Source organism: Rickettsia parkeri (assembly GCF_051427245.1).
GTDB classification, from domain to species: Bacteria; Pseudomonadota; Alphaproteobacteria; order Rickettsiales; family Rickettsiaceae; genus Rickettsia; species Rickettsia rickettsii.
This window is the reverse complement of sequence record NZ_CP195774.1, coordinates 564,218-582,653: the sequence shown is the minus strand read 5'-3', so window position 1 is coordinate 582,653 and position 18,436 is coordinate 564,218. Positions and strand designations below refer to the sequence as shown.

The window sequence follows — 18,436 nt, the reverse complement described above, 5'->3', positions numbered from 1 at the left end:
CAAATTTCTCTCTATAAGCAAATTTTGTAAAAATTCTATATTTTATAGCAAAAAAGCTCTAAGCCTATAATGGCAGGAGCGACAGGTATCGAACCCGCAACCTCCGGTTTTGGAGACCGGCGCTCTACCAATTGAGCTACACTCCTATCATATTTTTAATAAAAAATCAATAAAAGTTATTAAAAATATTTGTTATTATTAAAAAATTACTATAATAAACAGTACTGTTAATTTATAAGCTGCCACGGCAAAACAACATTTATTTCTGTAAGACGTGACACCTCACCCCTAAATTATTTTTTAGCTTTAATAATATCAGCTACTTGACTCGGCACTTGATCATAATGAGAGAATATCATACTAAACTGAGCTCTACCTTGAGATAAAGACCTAAGCGTATTAACATAACCAAACATTTCCGCTAAAGGAACATTCGCAGTAACTACTTGAGCATTCCCTCTTGGATCCATGCTTTGAATTTGTCCTCTACGACTATTTAAATCACCTATAATATCACCCATATATTCATCAGGAGTGATAACTTCAACTTGCATAATCGGCTCAAGTAATTTAGGATTACCTTTCGGCATCCCTTCTCTAAATGCTGCCTTTGCAGCAATTTCAAACGCAAGTACACTAGAATCTACATCATGAAACGCACCGTCAACTAAAGTTGCTTTAAAATCAATCATAGGATAACCGGCAATAACACCGGTTTCTCTAATATTATTTAATCCTTTTTCAACACCTGGTATATATTCTTTAGGCACGGCACCGCCGATGATTTTACTTTCAAAGACAAAAATTTTATTTTTATCTTCATCTTTTAGATCTTTTACCTCTTTTAGAGGCTCAAAAATAATTTTTACACGAGCAAATTGTCCTGCACCGCCGGATTGTTTCTTATGGGTATAATCAATTTCACAAACTTTTGTTATAGTTTCACGATATGCTACTTGAGGAGCTCCAATATTTGCTTCGACCTTAAACTCTCTTCTCATACGATCAATGATAATTTCTAAATGGAGCTCTCCCATTCCTTTTATCACTGTTTGTCCTGTTTCATAATCAGTTGACACTCTAAATGATGGATCTTCAGCTGCTAAACGAGAAAGTGCGAGGCCCATTTTTTCTTGATCGGCTGTTGATTTAGGTTCTACCGCAAGCTCAATTACCGGCTCTGGAAATTCCATTCTTTCTAAGATTACTTGCTGATCAATATCAGATAACGTATCACCTGTGGTAGTATCTTTAAGACCTGCTAAAGCTACTATATCACCTGCTGATGCTTCTTTTACGTCTTCACGATTATTAGCATGCATTAATAGCATTCTACCGATTTTTTCTCTTTTATTCTTTACGGTATTAATAACAGTTGTTCCTGAAGTAATTTTACCTGAATATATTCTAATAAAAGTTAATGAACCGACAAATGGGTCATTCATAATTTTAAATGCTAAAGCTGCAAAAGGCTCAGTTACCGAAATAGGGAAATCTTTTTCTTCACCGGTACTTACTTCCATACCTTTTACTATACCTATATCAATAGGCGAAGGTAGGAAATCTACTACGGCATCAAGTAAAGGCTGTACCCCTTTATTTTTAAAAGCACTACCGCATAAAACCGGATAAAATACTGCTGAAATAGTACCTTTTCTGATTAATCTTTTAATTTCTTCTGCTGTTACTTCTTCACCTGATAAATATTTTTCCATAACATGATCATCTAACTCAACAACCATATCAAGTAATTTAGCACGATATTCTTCAGCTTTATCTTTCATATCGGCAGGTATATCTTCTTCAAAATACTCAGCTCCAAGTGCTTCATCTTTCCAAATCACTGCTTTCATTTTAATAAGATCAATGATACCTTTAAAATTTTCTTCAATCCCTACAGGCAACTGAATAACAAGCGGTTTTGCTCCTAAACGATCTTTGAGCATTTCCACGCATCTATAAAAATCTGCTCCCATTCTGTCCATTTTATTGACAAAACACATTCTAGGAACATTATATTTATCTGCTTGCCTCCAAACCGTTTCTGACTGCGGTTCAACACCTGCTACACCGTCAAATACTGCAACCGCACCGTCAAGAACACGAAGCGAACGCTCTACTTCGATAGTAAAGTCAACGTGTCCAGGAGTATCGATAATATTAATTATTTTATCTTGCCATCTACAAGTAGTAGCAGCTGAGGTAATGGTTATACCACGTTCTTGTTCTTGTTCCATCCAATCCATGGTAGCACCGCCCTCATGAACTTCACCTATTTTATGCGATTTACCGGTATAATATAAAATACGTTCGGTAGTTGTGGTTTTACCGGCATCAATGTGAGCACATATACCGATATTACGAATATGCTCAAGTTTATTTATTTTACTCATTATACCCTACCTTATTTCATTTTTTTAGGGCTAAAATGAGAGAAAGCTTTATTAGCTTCGGCCATTTTATGAGTATCTTCTTTCTTCTTAATGGCAACACCTCTATTATTAGAAGCTTCAAACAGCTCTTCGGCAAGTTTATCAATCATCATTTTTTCAGAACGTTTTGACGCAGCATTAATAATCCAACGGCTAGCAAGGGCATATCCTCTTCTTTCATCAACATGCGTCGGAACTTGATAATTAGCTCCTCCAACCCTAATCGAAGTTACTTCTAAATGCGGCTTCACGTTATGCATAGCATTATTAAAGGTTTGATACGGATCAACTCTATGCTTCTTTTCAATTTTATTAAAGGCTGAATAAACAATTTTCTCTGCAAGGGCTTTCTTCCCTTCTTTCATAATATTATTGATAAATCTTGACAGTAAAATACTGTTATATTTCATATCAGGTAAAATTACTCGCTTCTCTGCGGCATGACGACGTGACATTTTATTTTTTCTCTCTAACTAATAATTTATTTTTTTGTAACTGCAACTTGTTTACGAGGAGCACCGTAACGTGACCGACCTTGCTTACGTCCTTTAACTCCGGCAATATCATAAGCACCGAGTACGATATGATATTTCACCCCGGAAGATCAGGAACCTGACCGCCTCTTACTAACACCCTATCATGTTCCTTTACACTATGCTTTTCACCAGGAATATATGCATTTACGGTTCTTTTATTACTTAAACGCACCGTTGCAATCTTACGAAGTGCAGAGTTAGGCTTTTTAGGGGTAACGGTTTTTACAACTAGGCAAACACCGCTTTTAAAAGGATTAGATTCTAAGGCAGGAGATTTGGTCTTACGAGTTTTTGACTTTCTCCCAAAACGTACTAATTGATTATATGTCGGCATTAAAAAAAATACTCCAAAAAAAACTTATATATACGATAATTAAAGGGTGAAAAATACTTCCACCCTTTATTTTCAATCATTTCTAAATACAAATTATAAGAATTTGTAAATTACACTAAACTTAAATTATAATTACTTTTTCCATAAAAGCAAGTATGTTTTAATTAACAATCATTTTTTTCTCAATTATTTTTGCTATAAAGCTGATTAACATCACTAAAATATAGTAACAGCACGCAGCAATAAGCATTGGAAAAAAATAATTATATGTTTCAATTGATACAATTTGTGCTCTACGCATTAAATCCATTTCTCCAAGCATAGAAATAATGGCTGATTCTTTAATCAAATTTACAAGCTCATTTACTAATGACGGAAAAATATTTTTAACTGCTTGCGGCAGAATTATATCTTTCATTATTAAAAACTTTGGAATAGCAAGAGCTTCAGCCGCTTCAAACTGCCCTTTATCAACTGCATTAATCCCTGCCCTGATTACTTCGGAAACATATGCTCCCGAATTAAGAGAAAAAGCAATAGCTCCCGCCATAAACACACTAAATTTAATGCCTATGATATAAGGTGCAGCAAAATAAATAATACTTAATTGAATTAATAAAGGCGTTCCTCTGAAAATAGAAGTATAGAAATTTGCAAAAAGCCTTAAAGCACGATTTTTATTTACCTTACAAATAGCGAGCAGCATCCCTATTACTAAACCGAATATAACGGCAATAACGCTATATTTTAAAGTTACCAAAGTTCCCTCTACAATAAAAAAGATTTTTGGATAGAATTTTATTAAATACTCAAACATATTTTATATATATTTTTTTCTGTCATACCGCGGCTTGACCGCGATATCTAAAAAATAAGCATTTTTGGATCCCGCGATTAAATCGCGGGATAACATTAAAGGTTTCTAGATTCCTGCTTTCGCATGAATGACATAAGAACATTAATCAGTACACTCTCTTCACCGGCGGGACTGCTGTTACTTCATCGGTTAAAGTAGTTAAAGTCACAGGTTTATAATCAAGAACTACTTTACCTGCTTCATCGATAGAGCTAAGAGTATGCTTCATCCAATCCTCATCATTACGATCAGGATAATCTTCACGTGCATGAGCTCCTCTGCTTTCTTTTCTTGCAGCTGCCGAATATACCGTTACTAAAGCTTGATCAAGTAGATTATCTAGCTCTAAGGCTTCCACCAAATCACTATTCCAAATTAAAGATTTATCGTTAATTTTTATATCTTTATAGCCGCTTCTTATTTCGCTAATCATTCCTGCCCCTTCATCTAGTACCTCTTGAGTTCTAAATACCGAAGCATGGCTTTGCATAGTTCTTTGCATTTTAAGCCTTAACTCTGCAACTAAAATATTACCGTTAGCGTGACGGACTTTATCAAATCTATTTATAATGTTTTCAAGGCTTTCTTCTTTTATAGACTTGTGGGGACTCGCAGGCTTAATAAGCTCGGCTGCTTTTAATGCCGAACTTCTACCAAATACTACTAAATCAAGCAAAGAATTTGATCCTAATCGGTTAGCACCGTGTACCGATACGCAAGCCGCTTCACCGATTGCCATAAGCCCTTTTACTACACTATTATGATTTTTACCGTCTTTAATTATGACTTGACCGTGATAATTCGTCGGTATCCCGCCCATATTATAATGTACCGTAGGAAGTACCGGTATCGGCTCTTTAGTCACGTCAACACCGGCAAAAATTTTAGCCGTCTCAGAGATACCGGGCAAACGACTATGTAAAATCTCCGGCGATAAATGATTTAAATGTAAAAATACATGATCTTTATGCTCACCGACTCCTCGCCCCTCTCTGATTTCTATAGTCATTGCTCTTGAAACTACATCTCTTGAAGCTAAATCCTTTGCAGCAGGAGCATAACGCTCCATAAAACGCTCACCGTTTGCATTAACGAGATATCCCCCTTCGCCTCTTGCCCCCTCGGTAATAAGACAGCCGGCCGAATATATACCTGTCGGATGGAACTGTACAAATTCCATATCTTGCAGTGGAAGACCGGCTCTAATCGCCATGCCGCCCCCATCACCAGTACAAGTATGAGCAGACGTCGCCGAAAAATAAGCACGCCCGTATCCGCCCGTTGCAAGCACTACATTATGCGCTCTAAAACAATGCAGACTACCGTCATCTAAATTCCACGCAACTACACCTCTACATTCACCATCTTCCATCAATAAATCAATAGCAAAATACTCAACGAAAAACTGTACTTTATGTTTTAGTGACTGTTGATATAAAGTATGCAGTATGGCATGCCCTGTACGATCTGCCGCAGCACATGTACGCTGAGCTGCTTTTCCTTTGCCGTACTCTGTTGTCATTCCTCCAAAAGGACGCTGATAAATTTTTCCCTCTTCAGTTCTTGAGAAAGGTACGCCGTAATGCTCTAGCTCTAAAATCGCATCGGGAGCGTTTTTGCACATATACTCAATGGCATCCTGATCGCCTAACCAATCAGAACCTTTGACCGTATCATACATATGCCAACGCCAATCATCTTCGCCCATATTCCCAAGAGCCGCACTAATTCCGCCCTGAGCAGCCACAGTATGACTACGGGTTGGGAACAGCTTAGTTATACAAGCGGTATTTAGCCCTTCTTTAGCCATACCGAATGCAGAACGAAGACCTGCTCCGCCTGCACCTACAACTACTACGTCAAATTTATGATGAATGATATTATACGCTTTGGTCATTAAATTAATTTTTTACTATTTTGATACGTGAATTGTCTACCTCTGTCATCCCATGGCTTGACCACGGGGTCCAGTAATTCAATACACAATATTGTTTTCTGGATACCGCGGTCAAGCCGCGGTATGACAATTTTTATCCTTTATAAAACAGCACTACTACAAAAGCTACAATAGTAACAATGCAAAATAATTGCACTATTATAATCAATGTATTACGTAATTTGTGATCACTTATATAATCTTCAATTACTACACGCATACCAAGCATCGCATGATACAACGAAATAACCACCGTAATTAACAAAGCTACTACATTAAAAGGCTTTTTAAGTTCCCACAACATAATAATATTTATATCATTATTTTTGTTGGTTAACGTAAAATATATTAGCCACACAGAACATAAAGCTAATATAATCCCCGTTACTCTTTGCAATAACCAATGATGAGAACCGCTTTTAGCAGAACCGCTATTTTTTGCTTTTACAATTTCTGCTTTAAAATCATATACCATTAATTTTCTCTATTATTTGTTTTAGCTTTTCGTCATTGCGAGGAAATTGCATAGCAATTGACGAAACAATCTCAGGCATTTGTTATTATTTCTGAGATTGCCACGTCGATGCTACGCATCTCCTCGCAATGACATTTTTAATTACTACACCCATAACAATACCGTTAATAATACAGATCCTACCACTACACACCAACCGGTGATATTAACCAATTTTATAGAAAAACCGTAACCGATATCCCAAAATAAATGCCGAATGCCGTTACATAAATGATAAAACCAAGCGTAGCTAACAGCTACTAAGCATATTTTTATAATACAGCATTCAGCAAGCTGTAAATAATTATTGTCATATTTACTAAGAATCAACCACCACACCAAGATTGACACCGCAAAAAACAAAGCTACGCCGGTCATACGATACAAAATTGATAATGTAGAACTTATTTGCGGCTTATATATAGTTAAATGCGGTGAAGTTGGACGCTTATTATAAATTTCTTGTTTGGTTTTAGTCATATATTTCTAATAAATAAACAAAGGGTTATGTCATTCCCGCGAAAGCAGGAATCCAGTAATTAAAAAATACAAATATACTGAACTTTTAAAATTAAAAGCTCTCTTTTTTCTGGATTCCCGTTTTCGCGGGAATGACATACTACACGTTTCAATCGGTCAACGACATCTATCTCTGCAACCAATGTCTTTCTACAGGCGATAAATCATCTGTCACTGCTCTCCTATCATCGAAGACAAAACATTCACCTTGCCATAAATTGTTCTTGTTTTGTGTATCTTCTAGATATTGCAGTATTCCACCCTTTAAATGATATACCTCATCATAACCTATGCTTTTAAGTAAGCTGGTGGATTTTTCACACCTGATACCACCTGTACAAAACATAGCAATTTTCTTACCTTTGAGCAATTCTTGATTCTGCTGAACCCAAGCAGGAAATTGTTTAAATGTTTTGGTATTAGGATTAATTGCTGATTTAAATGTACCAACCTCTACTTCATAATCATTTCGAGTATCTATTACTATAACATCTTGTTTTGTGATAAATTCATCCCAATCTTTCGGCTCTATATATTTGCCTTTAAACAAATCAACATTTAAATCATCAACGTTCATTGCTACGATTTCTTTCTTCAGTCTGACTTTCAATTTCTGAAAAGGATGAACATCACTATAATTTATTTTAACGTTAACATCTTTGGGACCGGTCAGCTTTATCAATTCTTCAAGTACAAGATTTACATTTTCATATGAACCTGAAAAAGAACCGTTAAAGCCTTCATTAGCTAATAAAATAGTACCTCTAACATATTTTCTTTTACCTATAAGCAAAAGTTTCGGTATCAAATTCGCCGGTTCTTCTATATTAACAAAACTATATGCACTTAAAATTGCTATTTTTTCATTCATACATAAATTATTTAGGTATTATTTTTACATTCTATGTCATTCCCGCGAAGACGGGAATCCAGCAAAAGCTATAAAAAACTTATTTTTATAGCTTTCTTTTATTAAATATGTAATTTTTGTATCAATGTTAAGATTGTTTTTCTGGATTCCCACCTTCGTGGAAATAACATAGAAAACTACATAACCTGCAATGGTACGAACATATTACTACTCCCCCTTTCAATCAAGAGCAAAATATTTTGCTTATCTGATTTTTTAGCATTTTCATATAATTCTTCTAGCTTACTTATATCGTCTATGCTTTTCTGATTAATATTGGTTATCAGATCACCAATTTTGAAGCTACTTTCTTCTTCATCAATATTGGTTATCACTATTCCCATTTTATCTTGAGGAATAGTATATTTTTGTCTTAGTTCTTCAGTCAAATTACCAAAAGTAATATTATTTTTAGTAATAGATAAATTATTTTCTTCTTTATTTGTTATTTCTTTCTTATTGGTCTCTTCTGTAGAATCTTTGGTAACCTCTTCATTATCCGAAGTAATTTTAATAGGTAACTCAAGCTCCTTTTTATCACGAAGTATTTTTACTTTTACTTCCTGATCAATAGGAGCATCTGCAATAATTACACGTAATTTTTTAGTATTTTTAACCGGTATATCTGCAAACTCTATTATTATATCACCTGTTTTAATTCCCGCTTTATCACCTGGACCGTCTTCTTGTACTTTAGCTACTAACACCCCTCTAGTATTTTTAAGTCCTAGCCCTTCAGAAATTTCCTCGGTTAAATCTTGTATTGTTACTCCAAGGCGCCCTCTACTTACTTTTCCATCTTTCTTAAGACGTTCGATTATAGGCTTTGCAGTATTTGACGGTATTGCAAAACCGATACCTATATTAGTACCGAGCGGTGAAAAAATTGCCGTATTTACGCCGATTACTTTCTGATCCAAATTAAACATAGGACCACCGGAATTACCGTTATTAATTGCAGCATCCGTTTGAATAAAATTATCGACTATATTGTCCGTATCTATATCGATATCCCGCCCTTTAGAAGAAATAATACCACTTGTCACCGTACCACCTAGATTACCGAACGGATTACCGATCGCAATAACCCAATCTCCTACTCTTGCATCATTTGAATCTCCAAACTCAACAAAAGGTAGAGGTTCCTCGCTATCTATTTTTAAGAGAGCTAAATCGGTTTTAGTATCGTTACCTATTAATTTAGCCGATAATTCGGTATTATCTGCAAGTTTTATATTAATTTTATCAACATTTGCAATTACATGATAGTTTGTCACTATTAAGCCGTTAGGTTCAATAATAAATCCTGAACCAAGCGGGACACTTTTCGGAGTTTGATCAACCTCTTCCAAATTCAGCGGTATATTAAGCTTTTCTAAAAAATCATTAACTTTTTCTTGCAGAGGATCTTTCTCGGCGTTTTCCGATTTACTATTAACATATTCTATTGTTGAAATATTAACGACTGCAGGAATTAACGGTTCAACTATATCGGCAAAGCTATAACGAGCGGCTTCACTTACTTTTAAAGGAGCAGAATTTATTTCCGTAAATTCATTCTCTTCTTGAGCTGCTACTTTTAAAGACCTACTATTTTCTTTTGCTAGAACAACGTTACTTGATATTAAAACTATTATAACAATAACTATTTTCAGATTAACCATATACTCCAAGTAAATAAAAAGTAGATAGACTAGTATACTACTTAGTGAGATTTAGATATTTTAAAACTTCAGCATCCGGTGAAATTACAAAATTAGTATTCTCTTTCTTTAAAGAATTTTTATATACTAAAAGTGATCTATAAAATTTATAAAATTCCGGATCAACTGAATAAGCAGAATTATATATTTTTGCCGCTTTCTCATCGCCGTCACCTTTAATAATTTGTGCATCTCGATAAGCTTTAGCAAGTATTATTTTACTTTCTTTATCTGCTTTTGAACGAATACGCACGCTTTCTTCTTGTCCTTCCGCTCTAATTTGGGTTGCTTCTTTTTCACGTGCCGTTTGCATACGACGATAAATAGCCGCACTATTTTCTTTTGGTAAGTCTGCTCTTAAAATTCTAACATCTACAACATCAATACCGAAGCTTTTAGCTTCACCGTCCACTTGATTTAAGATATTTAACATTACATTACTACGTTCCTGACTTAAAAGGCTACTTAGCGAGATTTTACCTATCACCTTACGCATTGACGATTCAAGATTACGAGTCAGCCTAATTTTCACACCTTGATAATCATGTACCGTTTTATAAAACATTACGGGATTATTAATTTGGAATTTGGCGTAGGCATCAACAATAACTCGTTTACCGTCAGCAGCCGTTAATTCTTTTGCCTCAACCTCAACATCTAAAAGACGCTTATCAAAAAATTCAACATTTTGAATAAACGGGATTTTAATATTCAGTCCTGGATTTTCTATAGTTCTAACTGCCTCACCAAACTGGAATACTACTGCAGATTGGCGTTGGTCAACTGAAAATAAGGAGCTAGAAATCAGTATCAGTCCAAAAACAATTGTAAAAATTATATAATAAATCTTTTGTTGCATTTAATATTCCTTGTTGTTTAGATGTCATTTGTGTATAGCGTGAAAAACACGCTTGATGTCATTCCCGCAAAAGCGGGAATGACAATAGCACCCCTATGGTTTAATAGCCATGTGCGGCAGTAGTGCATTATTAATAATCGTTTTATTTGAACCGCCTAATATCTCTTCGACTACTTCTAAATATAATCTATCTCTAGTTACTTGCCTACCTGTAGCATATTGTTTATAAATAGCATTAAATCTTTGGCTATCACCTTCTGCTTTCGATATAACTTCTGCTCTATAACCTTCTGCTTCTTGTATAATCTTTGCAGCCGCTCCTCTAGCTTCCGGCAAAATCTTATTATTATAGGCTTGAGCTTGATTTATTTCTTTTTCTTTATCTGCTTTTGAAGTTTGCACGTCTCTATAAGCGTCTATTACTTCGGCAGGCGGCTCGGCTTTTAATAATTGTACTTTCTCAATCATAACGCCGGCATTATAACTATCCAATATCTTCTGTGCTAATTTCTCTATTTTATAAGTAATCTCCTGCTTTTGATCGGATAATACCCAAGAAATAGGAGTATTGCCTATGACTTCCCTAACGGCACTCTCGACTGTTGCTTTTACTGTTTCTGCAGGTCTTTGTACGTTAAAAATAAAATCTTCAAGATTATTAATATGCCACATTACGTCACAATTTAAAGCAATGATATTTTCATCACCGGTGAGCATTATACTTTCACCGGCAATATTTTTAGTATTATCGCCACCGCTACGCAGAGAGCTATTTGTACGATAACCAATCTCAATCCGACGTGATTGTTTAACTTTCTCAACTATTATCTTTTCAAAAGGTGCCGGTAAATGATAATTAAGCCCGGGGTAGCCCTTACGCACAAAACGCCCAAATCTTATTACCGCTGCTTCTTCGCCTTCTTTTATTTCATAAATACCCGAAGCGAGCCATAAAGCAACCACTGCAACAACAGCTAAAATTATTGTTTTAGCATTGAAATTAAACGGGAATTGAACTTGATCAAAATTAAATTGATTTTTACGCGGTCTTGTGAATATGTTATCTTCTTTATCAGAATCAAAATCTTTCCATGGGGATTTTTTTAAAATTGAGATATGTTTTTTATTAAGCATTTGCTTTATTGTTTTATATTATTTTTAAAGATGAGATAATTATATATATTATAGTATATAACGTCAAGTTACGCGCTTAAACAGCTTTAAAAAGGAAATTTAATATGGCGAATTTACACCAACGACAAATTATAGATAAAATTCAGCATATTACCTTTAAAGACGGTACTTTTTTAAATGAAGTTATATCGGATATTATAATTAAAGGTAATAATATCGGTTTCTCAATAGATATATCAGGTAAAAACAAGTTAGAAGCCGAAGAAATTAGACTTAAGGCAATTAATAAACTTAACAAGATTTCGGAAGTAAATAAAATAACAATTGTTTTTACCGAAAGTAAACCGATGGAGAAAAAAGTTCAAAAACCAAAACATTTTGTAGAAAATGTAAAAAAAATTATCTTAGTAGCGTCAGGTAAAGGCGGAGTCGGAAAATCTACAATATCGGCTCTTATCGCTCAGCAGTTAAGTCTAGCAAATTACCGAGTCGGGATAGTAGATGCGGATATTTACGGTCCGTCAATTCCGCATATATTCGGCATTAACGAAGTACCGCAAACGAAAGATGGACGAATAATACCGGTACTTGCTCAAAGCATCGAAATTATATCTATAGGCTTCTTCGTTAAAGACCACTCGGCAATTATTTGGCGTGGTCCTATGGCGAGTAAGACTATTTATCAATTATTATCGGTAACAAAATGGGATAATTTAGATTATTTAATTATCGATATGCCGCCGGGAACAGGTGATATTCATTTAAGTATACTAGAAAATTATCATTTAGACGGCGTAATAATCGTAACTACACCACAAAAAATATCAGAAATAGACGTAATACGTTCTATAGATTTATATCAAAAACTAAATTTACCTATTTTGGGAATAATTGAGAATATGAGCTATATGCTTAAAAATAATAGTGGCGGACATTTATCACAAAAATATAATATACCACTAATCGCTCAAATTCCGATCACACCACAAATAGCCGAGGCTTGCGATAAATCACTACCTCTAACAAACTTATTAACATTACCTTTAGAGAAGTATTTACAATGAAAATACACGTATTGGAAGATAATAGAACAGGCAACACCCATCAGGCTATTGCACTTGCTGAAAAATTAACGGAAGAATATACAACAATTAAGCTTGAATATAATTGCTTAGCTAAGCTACCGAACTTTTTACTAAAATATTATCCTATCCATATAAAAAGTGAGCTATTGCAGTATCTTTTGGATAAGTCCCCGCCTGATATGATAATTACCGCTGGAAGAAGAACGGCAGTACTAGCATTTTATTTAAAAAAGAAATTTAAAGATATCAAGTTAATACAAATAATGCAGCCTAATCTTCCTTACAATGCATTTGATGCCGTTATTCTGCCTTATCATGACCAACGTCATTGCGAAGCCACAAAGTGGCTGAAGCAATCTCAGGGCTTTTTTACTAGATTGCTTCGTCAATACTTCGTATTTCCTCGCAATGACGACTTTAAAAACATCATCCCCATCAACGGAGCTATCAACAACGTAACTGAACAGTTCACCGCAGCGAACTTGGAACTCCAAAAACATTATCCTAATCTTAAACAGTTTATTGCAGTGATAATCGGTGGGAATAATAAAAAATTTAATTTCCATGAAGATGAAGCAGTTTTATTTGCTTCATTATTAAATAAAATATATACTAATCAAAAAATACCTTTTTTCATTAGTTTTAGTAGACGTACACCACACACTGTAAAATCAATTATTAAAAATAATATGCCGTCCTCCACAATTATTTATTACCCGAACGAATACGCAGGCTATAATCCTTATATAGCTATGCTCTCCAAGGCAAAATATATCATCTCTACGGCCGACTCAATCTCAATGTGCAGTGAAGCAGCTTCAAGCGGCAAGCCTCTTTATATATTCTGCCCACCAAACTTTAATTCGTCAAAGCATAAGATTTTTATAAAGCAGTTAGTAGAACAGAAGATAGCAAGAATTTTTGATAAGTCGGCTATTGCTCTAGAAGAATATAGCTACAAACCCTTAAATGAAGCAGAAAGAGTAGCTGAAATTATTAAATCTTTAATCAAAAGCTGGTAATTATATGGATAAAGATATACAATCATATATATTCATTAATAAGCTAAAATCTTTACCGTTTGTCAACGAAATATGGCTTTTTGGTTTCTCGTGCTAGAGGGGATAACGATGAGCATTCTGTATCTGCCCTAATATTCCAAGATCAAGAATGGCTAGCAGTTATTTCTATTATAGAGAATGCCGACACGCTTTTAAAAATAGATTGTGTAAGGTTTGAAAGTACTAAAATAAGCTCTGAGCTTTATAAAAATATATTAAAAGAAAAAAAATTATATATGTCAAAAATAAACCTTAAACTTGAAAAATTTCGTAAAGCTTTTATGACGCTTGAAGATATTTATTTAAAACTGACAACAGAAGATAGGGCTTATATTGATGCCACTATACAAAGATTTGAATTTACTTTTGAACTCGCTTGGAAGTTTTTAAAAGAATATTTTTCTCAAAAAGGCACATTTCTTCACTATCATAAAGCAGTGATAAAGGAAGCTTTTGTTGCCGGTATTATAAATGATGAGAGTTTATGGATTTATATGCTTACTGATCGTAGTAATATGATATCTTATACTTACGATAAAAAGCTTGCTGATGAAATATATAACCGAATAAGAAATTATGTTCCTGAACTTAAGAAATTACTAAATATCATTGATTTAAAGATTTAATAATACCTTGCAGAGTTTGGACTTCAGGGAAGAGAGACTATTTATACGTGTAAATATATTAGTGATATTTTGTTGCATAGCAGTTTTTTTGTCGGGAGCCTTGAAGAATCCAGCTTTATCGAGTTTGCCGAATAAATTTACTAAAAAATGCTCTATTTCTTCTTTAGTAGCTAATTTTTGAATGTTATGTACATCCTCTCTGGGCGTAGAATTACGCAACAACTCATAGCATATAATAATAACCGCTTGAGCAATGTTTAATGAGCTAAATTCGGTTGTATTAATAGTGATAATCTTATTAGCAAATGCGATTTCTTCGTTGCTAAGCCCATTATTTTCCCGTCCGAACATTATCCCGACTTTTTCAGAATTTGGATAATCTAAAGGTAAATTTTGTGAAAATACATAATCTTTATTCATAGCCCTTTTAATGCAAGTAGTAGCATATAAATATTCGAGGTCTTTAATGCTATCCTCTAGGCTATCAAAAATTTTTGCATGATCTATAATATTAACCGCTCCGACTGCATTACTACGTGCTTGCTCATTAGGCCAGCCGTCTCTTGGAGCCACGATTCTAAGCTCATTTAAGCCAAAATTCTTCATTGCTCTTGCAGTAGCACCGATATTCGCACCCATTTGCGGGGCAACTAATATTATTATTGGATTCATTTTTATTATTGGATTCATTTTAATAATTTTTTGTAACTAAGCAGGTATAGGCAATCGCTACGGCGTCAGCTTCATCAGAATTGGTAATTAAGGCAGTGCCAGACAGCAAAAGCTTTATCATATGCAACATTTGGTCTTTCTCTGCATGCCCATATCCTGTTACGGTTTTTTTTACCGTATTTGGCTTAAACTCTCGCATGTCCAAATTATATCTACCGATCAGCGACATTATCGCCCCTCTAGCATATCCAAGCTTTAAAGAAGTCACGCTATTAGTATTAACAAATGTTTCTTCAATCGCTGCCATATTTGGTTGATATTCTAATATTACTTTTTCTAATGTACTATTAATAAAAGCAAGTCTATGATGAATTGCATCCTTACTATTTGTTCTAATAATACCACTAGCTAAATATTTCAACTGTGCGGTCTCCTTTGCCACTACTGCCCATCCAAGACTCCCAAGTGCCGGATCAATCCCAAGTATTATCATGATTATTTAATGTTATTTTTATTGGCATTATTATATGGCTTTTATGTCATTCCCGCTTTCGGGGGAATGACATCGAAAACGATCCAACAAAGCCTGTCAAGCCACAGGGTGACAGCTTTATATCTTCATATACTGATAAAATTCTTGATTATTCTCCCACAGCTCACGCACCTTAACGAATAAAAATAAATGAACAGGAAATCCAAAAAATCTCTCCATTTGCATTCGGGATTTTGCTCCTATTTCTTTGATTTTAGAGCCATTTTTACCGAGTATTATAGTTTTATAGCTCTCTCTTGAAACTACTATAACTTGATTAATCTTTACGGATTTGTCTTTAAGATCTTCCCATTTTTCGGTTTGTACGGTTAATTTATAAGGGAGTTCTTTCTGCAAATTTAAAAATAACTGCTCTCTTGTAATTTCTGCTGCAATAAAACGCATAGGTAAATCCGTTATGTCGTCTTCCGCATAAAGCCAAGGAGAAATTTTGGCCTTACTTGTTATATATTCAAGTAATCCATCAATATTTTTGCCTGATAAAGCAGATATAGGAAAAAGCAAGCTATCAGGATGATTTTCTGTTAAAAAAGCTTTAATGTCATTTAGATATTTTGATTCGATGTCTATTTTGTTCAATAAAAATATCGGAACAATATTAAGTGAGCGAAGCTTATCTACAATATTATGCGTTATATCATCAAACGACTTTAGACTATCAATAATTAACAGAACTAAATCCGCACTATGCAAACTAGACCACGCACATCTTACCATTGCTTTCTCTAAGCTCCCTTTCGGCTCAAATATACCGGGCGTATCGTATAAAATTACCTGTGTATCTTTTAAGGTAATAATACCGGTAATAATTGACCTAGTAGTTTGAACTTTTGGGGTAACGATTGAAAGCTTCTCACCGATTATTCTGTTTAATAAAGTTGATTTTCCGCTATTAGGTCGCCCGATTATACAAACCGATACCGTTTTCTGATTAGACATCTTCCCAAACTGCACTTCTAGAGGTAATTGAGACGTCGATCCAGTACTCGCATCCTCGCGTACTGCGGCGGCAAGTGCTTCCATGTCTCCTTTAAATTCCTCTCTATAAGCGAATTTGGCAAGATGTCTATTAGTCATTTTTAAGTCTATGCAATAAGCTGCGTGCTGCGTTTTTCTCTGCTTCTTTTATTGCGTGACCAGTGCCTGTTTGTTCATAATCTTTTACTTTTACAAGAACCGTAAAAGTCGATGAATGGGAGGCTCCTTCTCTTTTTATCAGACGATATATAGGTAGGTGATGATCACTAGCTTGAGCCCATTCTTGTAAAGCAGTTTTTGGGTCATAATCCGTTAAATTCTGAACTTTTATAAATTCTGCCCATAACTTCTCGATAATATCATGGGTTGTTTCAATATTGCTATCAAGATATATAGCTGCAATTAAAGCTTCCGTGGCATTTTCTATATTATTAAGATTATCACGCCCGCCTGCTACTTCTTCGCCATAAGTCATAATTATATAATTTTTTAAAGTAAGTTTAGCTCCAACCATGCATATTGTTTCTTTGCAAACCAAATATGATCTAATTTTAGCTAAATTCCCCTCATTATAATTTGCAAAATTTCTAAATAAAATTTCTGTGATTACTAAATTTAATACAGCATCACCTAGAAATTCTAATCGTTCATAATCTTTATCATCCTTGTACTCGTGATGTTGCCTTAAAGACGGGTGACTCAACGCCTCTATTAAAAGCTCTTTATTTTTGAAACTATAGCTAAGTAGCTTTTCTAACTTCTCAAATGATTCCATTACGCATCCGTGTTATAAAGATTTCTGAAAATTCGATTTAACCTAACAGATTCAATCCATGGCTTTAACTTTAGTACTAGATTAATAACTCCTATATCATTATCCCACCAAGTTATTTTTGTTGAGAACCAAATAAATTGTGCTTTAGCAATAAAATTTTCAAACGGTACAAATCCAAGATTTACTCTACTATCATTTGACTGATCTCTATTATCCCCTAAAAAGAAATATTGCCCTTCAGGTACATAAAAAACATCCGTATTACCGTATCTATCATTATATATAACGCCATAAATAGGAGCAAGCTTATAAGAAAAATATGTTCTACCGTTTGGCAGTGTTTCTTTAAACTTTAAATATTTTATTCCCTCTTCGCTTATATAAGTTCCAACTTCCGTGCGTTCTATTTTTTTGTCGTTAATATATATTACGTCATCAATCAATTGAATTTTATCACCGGGTAGCCCTATTAAACGCTTTATATATCTAACACTCATATCGTTAGGCGGACGAAAAACTACAATATCGCCACGATCCGGTTCACGAGCAAATATGCGCCCTTTAAAAAGAGGAATAAAATCAAAAAAAGATAAAGAATAATTACTATAACCATAACTATATTTCGTAGAAAATATATAATCATTCTCAAGTATGGTTGCTTTCATAGACCCAGTCGGAACGGTAAACGGCTCCATAATAAGTATTCTAATAAGTAAAGCGATACATATTACAAAAGCAAAAGACCCCCACTCTTGCTTAGCTGTTTTATTAGTGTTTGATTTTGTATTATCTGTTTGCATAATCTCTTAATTATTTATAAATTGGAATCGTCATTGCGAGGAAATTACAAAGTAATTGACGAAGCAATCTCAGGAGTTCGTTATTATTTCATGAGATTACCACGCTCCTTTCTCCTTTCAGTCGCTCGCAATGACGGCTTAGTATCCACGCAG

17 protein-coding genes, 1 tRNA gene and 2 pseudogenes are annotated in these 18,436 nt (G+C 34.4%); 3 read left to right on the top strand and 17 right to left on the bottom strand.

Annotation, left to right across the window (positions count from 1 at the left end):
* Positions 1-70: 70 nt before the first annotated feature.
* The 12 genes and pseudogenes from ACSFFC_RS03350 to hflK all read right to left on the bottom strand — a co-directional run bounded on the left by ACSFFC_RS03350 (position 71) and on the right by hflK (position 11,733).
* Positions 71-146 (bottom strand) — tRNA-Trp (locus ACSFFC_RS03350).
* A 147-nt stretch (positions 147-293) separates the two neighbouring features.
* Positions 294-2,393: an elongation factor G gene (fusA, locus tag ACSFFC_RS03345; protein ID WP_014410374.1), complete on the bottom strand. Its 2,100-nt coding sequence runs from the start codon at positions 2,391-2,393 to the stop codon at positions 294-296.
* An 11-nt stretch (positions 2,394-2,404) separates the two neighbouring features.
* Complete coding sequence (gene rpsG, locus ACSFFC_RS03340) at positions 2,405-2,887, bottom strand: 30S ribosomal protein S7 (RefSeq protein WP_014410373.1); 483 nt, start codon at positions 2,885-2,887, stop codon at positions 2,405-2,407.
* Between the two features lie 26 nt (positions 2,888-2,913).
* Positions 2,914-3,302: pseudogene (gene rpsL / locus ACSFFC_RS03335) on the bottom strand (30S ribosomal protein S12).
* 160 nt (positions 3,303-3,462) lie between these two features.
* The gene (locus ACSFFC_RS03330) at positions 3,463-4,119 is read right to left on the bottom strand and encodes an amino acid ABC transporter permease (protein WP_014410372.1); all 657 of its coding nucleotides are present in this window, start codon (positions 4,117-4,119) and stop codon (positions 3,463-3,465) included.
* 145 nt (positions 4,120-4,264) lie between these two features.
* Entirely contained in the window at positions 4,265-6,055 is a 1,791-nt protein-coding gene (gene sdhA, locus ACSFFC_RS03325) for a succinate dehydrogenase flavoprotein subunit (RefSeq protein ID WP_014410371.1), read from the bottom strand.
* Positions 6,056-6,188: 133 nt separating this feature from the next.
* Complete coding sequence (gene sdhD, locus ACSFFC_RS03320) at positions 6,189-6,569, bottom strand: succinate dehydrogenase, hydrophobic membrane anchor protein (RefSeq protein ID WP_014410370.1); 381 nt, start codon at positions 6,567-6,569, stop codon at positions 6,189-6,191.
* A 144-nt stretch (positions 6,570-6,713) separates the two neighbouring features.
* Positions 6,714-7,088 (bottom strand): succinate dehydrogenase, cytochrome b556 subunit, encoded by a 375-nt coding sequence (gene sdhC / locus ACSFFC_RS03315; RefSeq protein WP_010976843.1) that lies wholly within the window; start codon positions 7,086-7,088, stop codon positions 6,714-6,716.
* Between the two features lie 166 nt (positions 7,089-7,254).
* Entirely contained in the window at positions 7,255-7,998 is a 744-nt protein-coding gene (gene trhO, locus ACSFFC_RS03310) for an oxygen-dependent tRNA uridine(34) hydroxylase TrhO (protein ID WP_014410369.1), read from the bottom strand.
* Positions 7,999-8,174: 176 nt separating this feature from the next.
* A complete protein-coding gene (locus tag ACSFFC_RS03305; protein WP_004996653.1) occupies positions 8,175-9,701 on the bottom strand; it encodes a Do family serine endopeptidase in 1,527 nt (508 codons plus the stop codon).
* Positions 9,702-9,738: 37 nt separating this feature from the next.
* Positions 9,739-10,599 carry a protease modulator HflC gene (gene hflC, locus ACSFFC_RS03300; protein ID WP_004996654.1) on the bottom strand — a complete coding sequence of 287 codons (861 nt, stop codon included), beginning with the start codon at positions 10,597-10,599 and terminating at the stop codon, positions 9,739-9,741.
* Between the two features lie 93 nt (positions 10,600-10,692).
* Positions 10,693-11,733 carry an FtsH protease activity modulator HflK gene (gene hflK, locus ACSFFC_RS03295; protein ID WP_014410368.1) on the bottom strand — a complete coding sequence of 347 codons (1,041 nt, stop codon included), beginning with the start codon at positions 11,731-11,733 and terminating at the stop codon, positions 10,693-10,695.
* A gap of 104 nt (positions 11,734-11,837) precedes the next feature.
* Between hflK and ACSFFC_RS03290 the strand changes: the two genes are divergently transcribed.
* The 3 genes from ACSFFC_RS03290 to ACSFFC_RS03280 are packed head-to-tail and all read left to right on the top strand — an operon-like array spanning position 11,838 to position 14,505.
* Positions 11,838-12,797: an Mrp/NBP35 family ATP-binding protein gene (locus ACSFFC_RS03290; protein WP_014410367.1), complete on the top strand. Its 960-nt coding sequence runs from the start codon at positions 11,838-11,840 to the stop codon at positions 12,795-12,797.
* Positions 12,794-13,840, top strand: a complete 1,047-nt coding sequence (locus ACSFFC_RS03285; RefSeq protein ID WP_014410366.1) for a mitochondrial fission ELM1 family protein — start codon at positions 12,794-12,796, stop codon at positions 13,838-13,840. Before ACSFFC_RS03290 ends, ACSFFC_RS03285 begins: the two co-directional genes overlap by 4 nt.
* A gap of 59 nt (positions 13,841-13,899) precedes the next feature.
* Positions 13,900-14,505, top strand: coding sequence for a nucleotidyltransferase substrate binding protein (locus tag ACSFFC_RS03280; RefSeq protein ID WP_231282973.1), 606 nt, complete (start codon positions 13,900-13,902; stop codon positions 14,503-14,505).
* Here the strand turns inward: ACSFFC_RS03280 and ACSFFC_RS03275 are convergent.
* The 5 genes and pseudogenes from ACSFFC_RS03275 to lepB form a co-directional block, all read right to left on the bottom strand.
* A pseudogene (locus ACSFFC_RS03275) lies at positions 14,486-15,177 on the bottom strand (RNA methyltransferase). The gene ACSFFC_RS03280 and the pseudogene ACSFFC_RS03275 sit on opposite strands and share 20 nt — an antisense overlap.
* Before the next feature lie 19 nt (positions 15,178-15,196).
* Positions 15,197-15,670 (bottom strand): crossover junction endodeoxyribonuclease RuvC, encoded by a 474-nt coding sequence (ruvC, locus tag ACSFFC_RS03270; protein WP_004996663.1) that lies wholly within the window; start codon positions 15,668-15,670, stop codon positions 15,197-15,199.
* Positions 15,671-15,787: 117 nt separating this feature from the next.
* Positions 15,788-16,807, bottom strand: a complete 1,020-nt coding sequence (era, locus tag ACSFFC_RS03265) for a GTPase Era (RefSeq protein ID WP_014410364.1) — start codon at positions 16,805-16,807, stop codon at positions 15,788-15,790.
* Positions 16,800-17,483 carry a ribonuclease III gene (rnc, locus tag ACSFFC_RS03260; protein WP_014410363.1) on the bottom strand — a complete coding sequence of 228 codons (684 nt, stop codon included), beginning with the start codon at positions 17,481-17,483 and terminating at the stop codon, positions 16,800-16,802. The genes era and rnc overlap by 8 nt, the downstream gene beginning before the upstream one ends.
* Positions 17,483-18,283 carry a signal peptidase I gene (lepB, locus tag ACSFFC_RS03255; RefSeq protein ID WP_012719396.1) on the bottom strand — a complete coding sequence of 267 codons (801 nt, stop codon included), beginning with the start codon at positions 18,281-18,283 and terminating at the stop codon, positions 17,483-17,485. The genes rnc and lepB overlap by 1 nt, the downstream gene beginning before the upstream one ends.
* Positions 18,284-18,436 lie beyond the last annotated feature (153 nt).

Bases quoted from the DNA above. Each gene is read 5' to 3' on its own strand.
- fusA (WP_014410374.1), bottom strand. From the start codon at position 2,393: ATGAGTAAAATAAATAAACTTGAGCATATTCGTAATATCGGTATATGT.
- rpsG (WP_014410373.1), bottom strand. From the start codon at position 2,887: ATGTCACGTCGTCATGCCGCAGAGAAGCGAGTAATTTTACCTGATATG.
- ACSFFC_RS03330 (WP_014410372.1), bottom strand. From the start codon at position 4,119: ATGTTTGAGTATTTAATAAAATTCTATCCAAAAATCTTTTTTATTGTA.
- sdhA (WP_014410371.1), bottom strand. From the start codon at position 6,055: ATGACCAAAGCGTATAATATCATTCATCATAAATTTGACGTAGTAGTT.
- sdhD (WP_014410370.1), bottom strand. From the start codon at position 6,569: ATGGTATATGATTTTAAAGCAGAAATTGTAAAAGCAAAAAATAGCGGT.
- sdhC (WP_010976843.1), bottom strand. From the start codon at position 7,088: ATGACTAAAACCAAACAAGAAATTTATAATAAGCGTCCAACTTCACCG.
- trhO (WP_014410369.1), bottom strand. From the start codon at position 7,998: ATGAATGAAAAAATAGCAATTTTAAGTGCATATAGTTTTGTTAATATA.
- ACSFFC_RS03305 (WP_004996653.1), bottom strand. From the start codon at position 9,701: ATGGTTAATCTGAAAATAGTTATTGTTATAATAGTTTTAATATCAAGT.
- hflC (WP_004996654.1), bottom strand. From the start codon at position 10,599: ATGCAACAAAAGATTTATTATATAATTTTTACAATTGTTTTTGGACTG.
- hflK (WP_014410368.1), bottom strand. From the start codon at position 11,733: ATGCTTAATAAAAAACATATCTCAATTTTAAAAAAATCCCCATGGAAA.
- ACSFFC_RS03290 (WP_014410367.1), top strand. From the start codon at position 11,838: ATGGCGAATTTACACCAACGACAAATTATAGATAAAATTCAGCATATT.
- ACSFFC_RS03285 (WP_014410366.1), top strand. From the start codon at position 12,794: ATGAAAATACACGTATTGGAAGATAATAGAACAGGCAACACCCATCAG.
- ruvC (WP_004996663.1), bottom strand. From the start codon at position 15,670: ATGATAATACTTGGGATTGATCCGGCACTTGGGAGTCTTGGATGGGCA.
- era (WP_014410364.1), bottom strand. From the start codon at position 16,807: ATGACTAATAGACATCTTGCCAAATTCGCTTATAGAGAGGAATTTAAA.
- rnc (WP_014410363.1), bottom strand. From the start codon at position 17,483: ATGGAATCATTTGAGAAGTTAGAAAAGCTACTTAGCTATAGTTTCAAA.
- lepB (WP_012719396.1), bottom strand. From the start codon at position 18,283: ATGCAAACAGATAATACAAAATCAAACACTAATAAAACAGCTAAGCAA.